Here is a 12,552-nt window from a genome sequence, read left to right as displayed (position 1 = left end):
CCAATTAGGAAAAACAATAGAGAAAACCGAGTGTCCTCGATACCAAATCAATTCACTCAAGAAATTTTTAGAAAACGAAAATAATTTTAAACAATTTAAATTCAATTATTATGAACATCGTAGGCAGAATTACAAAGAATGCGGAAGTTAACGCATTAGCAAATGACAGACAAGTTGTTAATTTTTCAGTAGCTATAAATGATAGCTTTAAAAATAAACAAGGAGATAGAGTAGAACAGACCACATTTTATAACTGTTCATACTGGATTAGTTCTAATGTAGCTAAAATTCTTACCAAAGGTACTTTGGTAGAGCTGACAGGAAAACCAAGTGCAAGTGCTTGGATAGGAAAAGATGGAGAGATTCGTTCGGGTCTAAATTTTCTCACATCATTTATTAAAGTTCACGGAGGAGGAGGTAAGGCGGATGTTAATACTAATTCAACCATCGAAGCCAAACCACAAACAGCAAGTGCTTTAGTCGGAGATAAGGATGATGATTTACCATTTTAATTTAAAATTTAAACAATGAAAATATCAAAAATTCCTACAGATTATCTTTTTATCAAATCCATCGATTCAAATGAATTTAGTGATTTTGCAATCATTCATACTACTGAACAATGGAGAGAATTATGTACTGAAAGATTGGACTCTGTAAAACCTTTTGAAAATGATACTTTTTTCAAATGGCTTAATTATAAAGATGAAGCAGTTGATTTTTTTAGGTTTACGGATGAAAGCTTCTCTGAAATTAAAGATTGGTTTCAAAACAATGATATGTTTTTCGTGGAAACTAATGAAGAAGAAATCAGTCAATTGAAACCATTGGATTTTGTATTAAACTGTTATCAGATGCAGGTTTTTACTGATGGTACTGCCATTTATAATGCTTTTGAAAAGCATTTGGGTACTGAATATTGGACTCTCCAATTTTCTCTGAACGAATTAACACAGACAACTTAATTGAAAGCTATGCAGACCAATTTTTTTAGACAACTCGCCAAACTTAATTTAAAAGGTGACTTGCAGTTGATACTTCGACCAACAGAAGAAAATGGCTTTGTTCTATCCATATTGCTCAATAATGAGCAGTGTGGAGACGAAGCAAGAAAATTGATTCCACCTGTTAATTTAAAGGGAACAGCAGAAGAGCTTGATAACGGATTCTTTGAAACGGTAGGCACACCATTACAGACTGCTTCGGGTTTAATGGTAAATATGGAAAGCTTTATGAAACAGATGGAAGAAGCCAAGAAGAAATCTGCAATGGAAAAGGAGAAAAGTGATAAGGAGAAAAAAGAAAAGGAAACAAAGGATAAAAAATTTACTGAATCCTTACAAAAGGCAGTGCAATTTGAAAAGGAGGGCAAATATAAAGATGCGTGGTCTGCTCTACCTAAAATTTCAGATTATCCCGATAAGGCAGATAACATCAGGAAAAAGCAGGAACAATATGAAGTCCATCTTGCTCCAAGTCTTTTTTCCGAGCCACAAGAACCACAAGAAATTTCCAACATTTAAATATAGATTATGTTACTCGCAACACAATTAGAACGGGTTTTCATTCTGAAAGATAATGGACAGGATATTCGCCTGACAGACCCCGAACCAAAATGGAGTGTAGAAGCAGTGATGAATTTTTATGCTAATAATTATCCAATTCTTACCACTGCAAAGGTTTCCGCTCCTCTGATTAAAGATGACACTATTCAATATCAATTTGAAAGTGTAATGGGAACTAAAGGATAACAGTTTATGAATTAAATCAAAATTAAGATGAATGCAACAAAATATTATAAAAGGAAAAATAGTAATTCCGGAAGAAAAAAAACAAAAACAGGTTCATCAGCAGGTAGGCGATTTTATGAAATGGATGAAGCAGGAAAAAGACAGTTCGGAAGTACAGAAAGACCAGAGAAAGTCTGTCCCATTGGCACAAATACCAATGGTTTTCTGAAAACGGCTTTTCTGCCAAAGCTTAAAGAATGTAGCACAACATCAAATTTGTCAAAATCAAAAACAATAAAATTGGAGAGGGATTTTTATAAATCCCTTTCCCAAATGTCAGAGCATTATAATCTTTCTCAATCTGATCATAAAGATTTTGAATTTCCATATAACATCTCACTATCTCTGAATCATTGCCGAAAGCAAATGAAAACGAGTATCAAAAATTGGCAGGATATTAAATTGGAGCACAAAGGTAACTGCCTATATTTTGTGAGCGAAGAAAGAATCAGTACAGGAATGACTCTTTACTATATTCCTGTCGTTCCTCTTCATAATATGCTTCATCATAAGAAATACAGAAAAACAGCTCAAATGCTACTTTCTGTATGCACTTATCTGTATCGGATTATTGATATTCCTTATTACAGACAGGAAGCTTCATACTTATTTTGGTTATATGAAATGCTAAGCGACTGGATTGACCAAGATGAAGAATTGGATGAAAATTGTGAATATAAAAAGCAATTACAACAGGCTGAATTAATTGGTGATATTATGGAGCAGAAGATTGCATCTATCAATAATTTGTCATTTTTTCAACAGCGTGTAACTTCATTTAAAGCAAAAGATAGTTTTGATGTTGAATGTTTGAATCTTGCTAATAAAGCTTTCTCCTTATACAGCAAATTTCCCGAAGAACGCATCTATAGAAACATACATTTTAATAATAATAAGGACTTCTCTAATGATGATGAATTCGATTACGATGAAAATGATGAAGCCGTTATTTCAATGGATAAATACATTTCATTTTTTGCTGATGATAGAGGATGGGCATATCAAAGTATTATCGATAGTGTAAATAATGAATTCAATGAATATGCTGAAATTCAAGAACCTATTGTTTTCAAAGTTTTTGATGGGAAAGAAGTTTCAGATAACAGTCTGGATTTTGAAAGTGAAGTTTTTGAAATTCTTAATCAGCTTGCAGGAATACTTGGCGACTTTTCAAGTCTATAAATCTTAACTCGAATTAGTTATGAAACGAAAAAATAATAATATTGAAGCAAAAGATGTAACAGAAGATTTTGAAAATCTTTATCATCCAAAATCAGCATTAGTTTTCTACGAAAGTGATGATAAGCTTTCTGATATGTACGTTGAATATTTTGATATGGATGAAGATGGCAGTCCCATTAATGCACATCCACTTACAACCAACGAAGCTAAATATTTAGCAAAAAGACTTAAAATTCAAAATTGCAGAGAAAAAGAATTTCTTAAACCACAGGGAATTATTTCTTCTAATATTTTACTCATCGACAATTCAGAAAATGCAAAAGTGATTTGGTACACAGAATTTTCAGAACGAGAATTATATTTTTCTAAGGATTTGGAAATACCAAATGGTACAGCGAAAGTACCATCCTTAATTTGGTGTGCTGATAAACTGCATTTGAAGATATTTGCTGTTGATTACAATCAGCGACCAACAGAAGAGACTTCGCTATATCACGCACCATTTTTTAACATCTATGATAACGGGAGTGTTTGTATGGGGAACGTTGATACTAAAATTAAAAAGTCAGCTTCCTTGGAAGAATTTACGGCTACTTGGGAGCATTTTTTTTTCAATTCCTATTTCAGTCACTTAATGTACAATCATAATCCTATAAAGGGAAATTGTGTCTCGCTTTGGAAAGACCTTGTTCAGAACAGAAAGGATTTTCCAAATGATGTGCTTATAAAATCTAATCTTAAATTAAAAAACCTACTGTAATGAATATTCAAAATAATTCAATTGTAAATAATAAGCCAAGAGTTCATTTTACCTATAGTAATTTTATTCAGCCGACAAACCCAATATCTATAAATCTGATAGGGGCAGGAGGAACGGGTTCGCAGATGCTTACTGCTTTGGGCAGAATAAATTATGCGCTTAACGAAATGGATCATCCCGGACTTTCTGTAATGTTATGGGATGATGATAGGGTAGAAGAAGCAAATCTCGGCAGACAGCTTTTTGCTGAAAGCGAACTTGGACTTAATAAAGCGACAGCATTAATCAACAGGACAAACCGATTTTTCGGAACGGCTTGGAAAGCGGAGACTAGAAAATTTCAAAGAGACGCTTCGGACAGGATTACGAGTAATATGACCGCCAATATTTTTATTTCCTGTGTCGATAATGTGAAAACAAGATTTGAAATCGCTGAGGTTTTAAAAACTTTGGATGATACTTATATACATCGTAATACAGCAAAATATTGGATGGATTTTGGAAATAATGTTGACAATTCAGTTATGTTGACAAATAGCTGAAAAATATTTTTTGGAAGCTATTTTAATAATTTAAACACAACATTTCTAGCCGTTGCATGTTTTTTGCTCATTCTTTTTAAGAATATCTGCAAAAGTAAGGTCATGTTTAATCGTATATTTAAGGATCCTTGCACAATAAAAATCCATGAGGAAGCGCCCCTATATAAGGAAAGGGTTGATTATCTCAAACCCCTATTGGATAAAGGATACACGGTAAAGTCGCTTCAAACTATAGAGAACCTTCTCTTGAAGATTGTCCAATATCTCAATCTTCAAACCGGCCAACCGATAACCATTCACGACATTAATAAGGCGGCAGATTTATATTCGCACAATAAGAAGAACCATACACGAATAGGTTTTATTTCAACAGCAACTATCTGGTTAAAAAAGCTTAATCTTCTGGAACTTGCACAGGAAGAGCAAATACCTATTTTCAATATGCTTCTAAAAAATAGAAGCTGGCTCTTACAACAAACTATGAAGCCGTTGCTAAAAGAACGTGCCGCCTATTTACAGCTTCAGGTTGATGGTGGGGCGAAAAAGAAAACATTACGGGTAATTGCAGAATATTTAGTCGTTATTATGGAATATTTAAATTTTAACAGTCCGCGATTAGTCACAACAAAAGAAATAATCCAGGCTGCTAATCAGTGGGCTGGGCGAAAAACATATCATTTCAGGAAAAGCAATTTTTCAATTGAAGCTAAAAACAGGTTTATTGGAGTATCTGTTAAATGGTTTAAGTACATAGGATGTTTGATGATACCAAAAAAAGAACATTTTCCTTTTTTCCGTCACGAACTAACTGAATATGTCAAATATATGCGGGATGAAAAAGGACTATCAGAATGGACTGTTGATGGTCAATGCAGAAAACTTACCTATTTTCTTAAAGACATTTTTTTCAAATGTAAATCATTATCTGATATTTCTCATCAAATTATAGACAGGATGGTAATGAAATTACTTAGTAGAAAATCAAGAATTACTGTAAAAGATTCCGTTGGCGCATTTCGGGTGTTTTTAAGGTTTGCTGAAAGTAAATGCTGGTGTAGAAAGGGGCTGGCTGATTCCATAAAAATACCAAGAGTGTATAAACAATCCTCACTCCCTTATCCTCCACAATGGAAGGATATTCAAAGATTGATTGCAAGTTGTAATAAAGAAACCGCAATAGATATTCGAGATAGAGCCATTATTATGTTATTTGTCATCTACGGATTGAGGAGAAGTGAAGTTACTGAACTTCTGTTGGATGATATCGACTGGGAAAATGATAGAATTTATATTAGAAGATCAAAGCATTCCAAACCACAAATATTTCCACTCTCACCGAATGCAGGTAGTGCCATAATTCATTACCTACAAAAAGTAAGACCAAATAATATTTCCTTAAAAGAAATTTTCCTAACTACTTTAGCTCCTTATAGAAAACTATCGGTTCATACCGTATACAAGATTGTTGAAAAGCGATTAAGACCAATGCAATTAGGAATTGCACATCATGGTCCTCACGCTTTACGGCACGGATGTGCAACCCATTTAATAAACAATGGGATATGTTTGAACGAAGTCCGTGATCATTTGGGACAATTAAGCATGGATGCTGCCCGAATATATGCAAAGGTCGACCTTATAAGCCTTCGGAAAATATCTGAATTTAATTTAAAAGGATTGCTATGAAACTTAAACAAGTCATTGACAAGTATGTCTCATATAGGAAAGCACTAGGTGAAATATTCCGGATGCCTTCAATTTATTTGCAGTCATTTGCAAATAAAATGGGATCATCAACACCTGTTGAAACTATTTCTAAAGATGAAGTTGAACAATTTTTATACGGAAATTCTAAAGTTGTAACGGGCGCCTGGTTTTCCAGATATTCAGCTCTACATGGATTTTATGACTATTTATTGATCCGTGATTATGTCAAAAAATCACCCCTACCAACTATTTTACCTGCACGCCCTAAAGGCCTGAGCGCCTATATTTACTCTAATAATGAATTAAAGTCAATTTTTCACGCTGCATTAACCTACTCAAAGAGAAGAAGCAATATTTCCCCATATATGGTTCAAACAATTCTTTTTATCACATATGCGTTGGGTTTGCGAATTAGTGAAACGCTTTCTATTAAATTGGGGAATATTGATATGAATAATTTAGTTATTGCTTTACATGGAACCAAATTTTACAAATCACGATTGGTTACATTCAATATACAGGTAAAAGCTGTACTTAGTTCTTTTCTGAAATGGAGAACAGATCATAACCAGCCTGGCTTTACAGATGCTGAATTATTTTTAAACGATGACAATCTGCCTGTACACTCAGCTTGCATTGAGGGCATATTTGGGAAAATAAGAGCTAAAGCAGGAGTTAAACGTGATGATGGTGGACGATATCAACCCCGAATACATGATCTTAGACATACTTTTGCTGTTAACAGATTAATAAATTGTTATAAGAAAGGGACTGATCCCCAAAAATACTTACCTATCTTATCTGTGTATATGGGGCATGCACATTATGCTCAGACATCAGTATATCTGACAATGACCGATGCGTTGCTTCAGCAAGCCAATAAACGTTTTGAAAGTTACCTTGAAAATATAAAGTCATGAAAAACTACCAATGTTTAAGTGTTTGGGTAACACGTTTTTTTCTGGAATATCTGGATAATATTAAAAAATTAGCAAAAAATACCCAATGGAGTTATAATGATACGTTCCGGTTACTACTCCCATTTGTAGCCCGGAAAAATAAAAAACATTTTGATCAATTACTTATCCTTGATATAAAACCCGAGATCATTAAGTCATTTCTTTCCGATTTGGAGCAAACCCGTAAATGTTCAATTGCGACAAGAAATGTACGGTTATCTTGTCTCCATGCTTTTGCGGAGTTTGTAGGGATAAGTTGCCCAAGATATATGAATTGGTGTCGGCAGATACGAAATATTCCATTTAAAAAGAAGCAAAAAACAACGATACGTCCCCTCGAAGATTCAGAAATGAATGCCATGCTGGAAGCTCCCGATAGACAAACCGACCTGGGTAAAAGGGACCATATTCTGTTGTTATTTATGTCTAATACTGGTGCGCGGGTAGATGAAGTGGCTAATGCGTTAATTTCTGATCTATCAATCCCACTTGTTCCAAAAAGAGATTATTCTTCGGTACGTATCAGAGGTAAGGGAAACAAGGAAAGGTTTTGTCCTCTCTGGAAAAGAACCATAAATGAATTGATTCCTTTTATAGCTGGTAGAAATACTTCAGAAAATATCTTTCTAAATCGTTCGAAAAAGCCACTAACCAGATTTGGGATCTACACTATTGTAAAGCGATATGCCATGAAAATTGGGGAACAGTTTCCGGCTGTTCTTCAAAAGAGGGTAAGTCCACATACAATCCGGCATACAACAGCTACACAATTATTAGACGCAGGGGTAGATTTTGAAACAGTTAAAAATTGGCTTGGCCATGCATCGTTTAATTCTACATTGATATATACCGATGTCAGTATTAAAAGAAAGACTGCTGCTATAGCTCTTAGTGAACCTGACTCGAGTAGTAAATTAATAGATTGGCACACTGAACACAATGTAATGAGTTTTTTAAAAGAATTAAGGGAAAATGGTGGAAAAAGATAGTTTAAATTCTCACTGTTTTCCATTAACAATTTAATTTATTAAAAAAAATGAAATTCAGAAATGAAATATTTTAAGTTAAGATATAAGAAAGTACAAATTATAGCAATTAAAGGAAATAATTTCATAATTTTGTAATGTTGAAAAATTTCAGTAAACATATCAGCTTTGTCATTTTATTATGCTTGGGCTTTTTTTTAGTGCCAGGCATAAGTTATGCTTGTGCAAAAAAAGCATTTAAGACAGAACAGAAATCTTGCTCAAAAGATCAATCCCAAAAATTAGAACATAAAAGTAGTTGCAGGGACAAGTCCTGTAAAAAATGCAAGGATGGTCACGTCTGCAACGGGATATGTAAGCACGGTTCCTGTGGATGTAGTACTTCTTCATCTTCTGTAAGTTTACAAATACCAATATATTTAAAAGTAACAACCCCTTTTGCCGAAACTAAAAAGCAAAAATTCGGGTTCAAACAAGCCTACTATTCTGCGGGCTACTCTTCCATTTGGCTACCGCCTAAAATAAGCTAAACGATGGCTCGCCAGCCATAGGTATGTCTTGTCGAAAGCTATTAAGTTTTCGCACAATCTTTGTACATTTTATTAAATTAAAAATTTTCAAAATGAAATCATTATCAAAAATAGTGATGGTAATCGCCGTATTACTATCATCAATAAACGGCTTCGCACAAATCAAGAATGCGAAAACAGAAACCGTAAAGATTTACGGCAATTGTGGTATGTGCAAAACCACCATCGAAAAAGCAGGTAACGTAAAAAAGGTAGCCAGTGTGGACTGGAACAAAGATACTAAGATGGCTACGCTCACCTATGACGGCGACAAAACAAATCAGGATGAAATCCTGAAACGTATCGCTTTGGCTGGTTATGACAGTGAGAAGTTCCGTGCGCCGGATGACGTATATGCTAAACTGGCTGGTTGCTGCCAGTATGATAGACCAGTTAAGACGGTTGCCAAAAACAAAGAGGCGGGAATGGACATGAATGCCGGACATGGCAATCACGACCATAGTCAAATGGCAGCTAACAAAGATGCAGCTCAAAACCAATCACAGCTAAAGGTTGTATTTGACAACTACTTTTCAGTGAAAGACGCTTTGATAAAAACCGATGCGGCGACCGCATCTGCCAAAGCCGCTGAATTGGCTGCATCCCTTAAAGCAGTCGATATGAACAAATTATCGGCAGAGGAACATACGGCTTGGATGAAAGTAATGAAGGACTTGACAGCCAATGCGGAAAGCATTTCAAAATCAAAAGATGTTGCAAAACAAAGAAGTGCTTTTGCGGCACTTTCGGGAAGCATCTATACGCTGGTCAAAGTGTCTAAACAGGATACCCCCGTTTATTACCAGCACTGCCCTATGTACAACGGAGGTAAGGGAGCCAATTGGCTAAGTAAAGAGAATGCCGTTAAAAACCCATATTACGGCTCACAGATGCTTACCTGCGGCAGTACCGTTGAAACCATTAAATAACAGGTCTGAAAGCTATGGTACAGTACAATGACATGGTGCAGGCGCTTAAAGACCTAAGACAGCGTGGGTACAGTATGGACTTTAGTCTGTTGCCGGACTGCCTGTACTGTGCGTCGAGGAGCCTGAAACTGAAACCGGAGGATTTTACGGTTACGGAAACTCATAGGTTTGACAGCCTCGACAGCAGTCCTGATAACAATGCCGTGATTTATGCCATATCATCCAATGATGGTAAGAATAAATGCGTACTTGTTGATGCCTATGGTACTTATGCCGAAGAAATGACCCATGAGATGGCAAAAAAATTAAGTGCAACATAACTTTTAAATCCCTTGTTATGAAAAAATACACGTGTCCTATGCACCCGCAGGTGCTAAAAGACGAACCGGGCAAATGCCCGCTCTGTGGCATGGCATTGGTTCCCGTTGGCGGTTCGTCAGCTTCTCATGAACACACATCAGGGCATGGGCATTCTCAACATGTCCATGCTGACGAAAACTTTAATAAACATGAGGGGCATCATACAAGCGATTTCCTCACACGTTTTTGGATAAGTCTTGTAATCACAATCCCTATCCTGCTCCTGTCGCACATGATACAGCAATGGCTGGGTTTCTCCCTTGCTTTCAATGGCGATAAATATGTGCTGCTGGCATTGGGTACGGTGATTTATTGCTATGGAGGCTTGCCGTTCCTAAAGGGAATGATTGGCGAGGTGAAAGCCAAAGCCATAGGGATGATGACCCTTGTTGCTATCGCCATATCCGTAGCCTATGTCTATTCCGTAGCCGTTGTATTTGGCTTGCAGGGTATGGACTTCTTTTGGGAACTGGCAACCCTAATTGACATCATGCTATTAGGGCATTGGCTGGAAATGCGTTCCCAAATGGCTGCTTCACGAGCATTACAGTCATTGGTGGCTTTGCTGCCCAACGATGTTACCGTGGAACGTGGCGGAGAAGCCGTAAAGATAAAGCTCGAAGACCTGCAAAGCGGTGAAACGGCTATCATAAAACCGGGTGAAAAAATTCCAGCCGATGGATTGGTACTGGAGGGGCTTTCGTATATCAACGAGAGTATGCTTACCGGAGAAAGTGTTCCCGTAAAAAAGGAAAAGGACGGAAAGGTCATCGCAGGCTCTATCAATGGCGATGGTGCGCTGAAAGTTAAGGTAACAGCCGTGGGAAAAGACAGCTACCTGAACCGGGTCATCAATCTTGTGCAGGAGGCACAGGCTACTAAGTCCAATACACAGAACCTTGCGGACAAAGTTGCCAAATGGCTCACCTTTATTGCCATTGCCGTGGGCATAGGCACATTTGCCTATTGGTATGCAAGCAGTGGAGATATTGCCTTTGCGCTTGAAAGAATGGTGACGGTGATGGTAACGGCCTGCCCGCACGCATTGGGCGTGGCTATCCCATTGGTGGTCGCCATTTCCACAACGCTTTCGGCGACCAATGGTCTGCTCATCCGCAACCGTACGGCATTTGAAACCACCCGCAAACTTTCCACCGTCATTTTTGATAAGACCGGAACGCTCACCAAAGGTTCCCATGCCGTAGAAAAGGTTATACCGTTAACGGATGAATATAATGCCGATGAGGTTATCCAGTATGCTGCCGCAGTACAGCAAAATTCGGAACACCATATCGCCAAAGGCATTATGGCTACATTGAAAGAAAAGAGCCTTACCCTATGGAAATCTGAAAACTTTAGCTATATGCAGGGCATAGGCGTTAAAGGTGTTGTGAACGGGAAAAATGTCGTAGCTGGCGGCCCGAATTATTTCACCAAAAACCGCCTTTCCCTGCCGGAAATACCAAGCGAAATCAATCAGGAAGCCGAAACGGTCAACTTTGTCCTCATTGATGACCGGGTAATCGGCATCATTACTTTGGCAGACAGCATCCGTGAGGGTTCGGCACAGGCGATTGAGGAACTCAAAAAAATGGGCATCAAGTCCTTTCTGCTCACCGGGGACAACGACAGGATTGCTGCTGCCGTAGCCGGAAAATTGGGTATGGACGGGTATTTGGCCAATGTGCTTCCGCACAACAAGCAGGAAAAAGTAAAGGAGTTTCAGGACAAAGGTGAAGTGGTTGCTATGACAGGTGACGGTGTGAACGATGCCCCGGCACTGGCACAGGCAGATGTGGGCATTGCCGTCGGTTCCGGTACGGACGTGGCTGCCGAAACAGCGGATATCATATTGGTGGACAGCGACCCGAGGGATGTGGTCAAACTGATTGACTTCGGCAAACTTACCTACAAAAAAATGGTACAGAACCTGATATGGGCGGTTGGCTACAACGTAGTGGCAATACCGCTTGCAGCGGGCGTACTCTATCCGAATTTTATTCTAAGTCCCGCTATGGGTGCTGTGCTGATGAGTGTAAGCACCATTGTAGTGGCTATTAACGCAAGTTTTTTAAAAATCAAAAAATAAATAAAAATGAAAAATCTAACATTATCAATCACTGCTGTTATCATGGCATTTGTAACAGTATCATGCAATCAGGCATCCAACAAAAACGAGCAGTCTTCAAATGATACTGCTGTGGTATCACAAGAACAGCCAGCTTCCCAACCAAAAGAGGATGATACGGTAGCTGCGTCCGCTGTGAGCGAAACACCGAGCGGTCAGGAAGCAAAGGCAACAGGAAAAGAAGAAGCAAAAAACTTTTCTATTGCGCCCATAGTTACCGATTATCTGTCATTAAAGAACGCCCTAGTTTCGGACGATGACAAAGCCGCCGCCAGTTCAGGGAAAAAGCTGTTAGCTACCCTGAATAAAGTGGACATGAAAGCAGTTCCTGCCGATAAGCACAAAAAGTACATGGACATAGCGGACGATGCTAAAGAACACGCAGAACATATCGGGGAAAATGTTGGCAACATCCACCACCAGCGGGAACATTTAGCCTCTCTTGGCGAAGATTTGAAAGACCTGATTGATTTGTTCGGTACATCGCAAACATTGTATCAAGACCATTGCCCGATGTTCAATGACGGTAAGGGTGCTGTTTGGTTCAGCGAAAACAAGGAAATCAAAAACCCTTACTATGGCTCTAAAATGCTGACCTGCGGTAAGGTGGAAAAAACAATCAACAGCAAATAAATTTCGG

14 protein-coding genes are annotated in these 12,552 nt (G+C 37.9%); all 14 read left to right on the top strand.

Annotated features, from left to right (window positions below):
- Nucleotides 1–110: 110 nt before the first annotated feature.
- The 14 genes from QWT87_RS09880 to QWT87_RS09815 all read left to right on the top strand — a co-directional run bounded on the left by QWT87_RS09880 (nucleotide 111) and on the right by QWT87_RS09815 (nucleotide 12,545).
- A complete protein-coding gene (locus QWT87_RS09880; RefSeq protein WP_002977263.1) occupies nucleotides 111–512 on the top strand; it encodes a single-stranded DNA-binding protein in 402 nt (133 codons plus the stop codon).
- 15 nt (nucleotides 513–527) lie between these two features.
- The gene (locus QWT87_RS09875) at nucleotides 528–965 is read left to right on the top strand and encodes a hypothetical protein (protein WP_002977264.1); all 438 of its coding nucleotides are present in this window, start codon (nucleotides 528–530) and stop codon (nucleotides 963–965) included.
- 9 nt (nucleotides 966–974) lie between these two features.
- Nucleotides 975–1,523 (top strand): PRTRC system protein E, encoded by a 549-nt coding sequence (locus tag QWT87_RS09870; RefSeq protein WP_027383749.1) that lies wholly within the window; start codon nucleotides 975–977, stop codon nucleotides 1,521–1,523.
- Between the two features lie 9 nt (nucleotides 1,524–1,532).
- On the top strand, nucleotides 1,533–1,751 hold the full coding sequence (locus QWT87_RS09865) for a PRTRC system protein C (protein ID WP_002977268.1): 219 nt from the start codon (nucleotides 1,533–1,535) through the stop codon (nucleotides 1,749–1,751).
- Nucleotides 1,752–1,778: 27 nt separating this feature from the next.
- Nucleotides 1,779–2,972 carry a hypothetical protein gene (locus QWT87_RS09860; RefSeq protein WP_027383748.1) on the top strand — a complete coding sequence of 398 codons (1,194 nt, stop codon included), beginning with the start codon at nucleotides 1,779–1,781 and terminating at the stop codon, nucleotides 2,970–2,972.
- A gap of 19 nt (nucleotides 2,973–2,991) precedes the next feature.
- Nucleotides 2,992–3,732, top strand: a complete 741-nt coding sequence (locus QWT87_RS09855) for a PRTRC system protein B (protein WP_002977276.1) — start codon at nucleotides 2,992–2,994, stop codon at nucleotides 3,730–3,732.
- Complete coding sequence (locus QWT87_RS09850) at nucleotides 3,732–4,274, top strand: PRTRC system ThiF family protein (RefSeq protein WP_302715885.1); 543 nt, start codon at nucleotides 3,732–3,734, stop codon at nucleotides 4,272–4,274. Before QWT87_RS09855 ends, QWT87_RS09850 begins: the two co-directional genes overlap by 1 nt.
- A gap of 102 nt (nucleotides 4,275–4,376) precedes the next feature.
- Complete coding sequence (locus tag QWT87_RS09845; protein WP_302715884.1) at nucleotides 4,377–5,960, top strand: tyrosine-type recombinase/integrase; 1,584 nt, start codon at nucleotides 4,377–4,379, stop codon at nucleotides 5,958–5,960.
- Nucleotides 5,957–6,901 carry a tyrosine-type recombinase/integrase gene (locus tag QWT87_RS09840; RefSeq protein ID WP_302715882.1) on the top strand — a complete coding sequence of 315 codons (945 nt, stop codon included), beginning with the start codon at nucleotides 5,957–5,959 and terminating at the stop codon, nucleotides 6,899–6,901. The genes QWT87_RS09845 and QWT87_RS09840 overlap by 4 nt, the downstream gene beginning before the upstream one ends.
- Nucleotides 6,898–7,929, top strand: a complete 1,032-nt coding sequence (locus tag QWT87_RS09835; RefSeq protein WP_302715881.1) for a tyrosine-type recombinase/integrase — start codon at nucleotides 6,898–6,900, stop codon at nucleotides 7,927–7,929. Before QWT87_RS09840 ends, QWT87_RS09835 begins: the two co-directional genes overlap by 4 nt.
- A gap of 619 nt (nucleotides 7,930–8,548) precedes the next feature.
- A complete protein-coding gene (locus tag QWT87_RS09830) occupies nucleotides 8,549–9,424 on the top strand; it encodes a DUF3347 domain-containing protein (protein WP_302715880.1) in 876 nt (291 codons plus the stop codon).
- A gap of 89 nt (nucleotides 9,425–9,513) precedes the next feature.
- Entirely contained in the window at nucleotides 9,514–9,744 is a 231-nt protein-coding gene (locus QWT87_RS09825) for a phosphoribosylpyrophosphate synthetase (RefSeq protein ID WP_302715879.1), read from the top strand.
- A 38-nt stretch (nucleotides 9,745–9,782) separates the two neighbouring features.
- A complete protein-coding gene (locus QWT87_RS09820) occupies nucleotides 9,783–11,873 on the top strand; it encodes a heavy metal translocating P-type ATPase (RefSeq protein ID WP_407933586.1) in 2,091 nt (696 codons plus the stop codon).
- Between the two features lie 6 nt (nucleotides 11,874–11,879).
- Nucleotides 11,880–12,545, top strand: coding sequence for a DUF3347 domain-containing protein (locus QWT87_RS09815; RefSeq protein ID WP_302715876.1), 666 nt, complete (start codon nucleotides 11,880–11,882; stop codon nucleotides 12,543–12,545).
- The last annotated feature ends 7 nt before the right edge of the window (nucleotides 12,546–12,552 follow it).

Origin of the sequence: Chryseobacterium urinae, from assembly GCF_030518295.1 — a bacterium.
GTDB lineage: Bacteria > Bacteroidota > Bacteroidia > Flavobacteriales > Weeksellaceae > Chryseobacterium > Chryseobacterium mucoviscidosis.
Note: the sequence above shows the minus strand (reverse complement) of the source record. Positions and strands in the feature narration are given on the sequence as shown.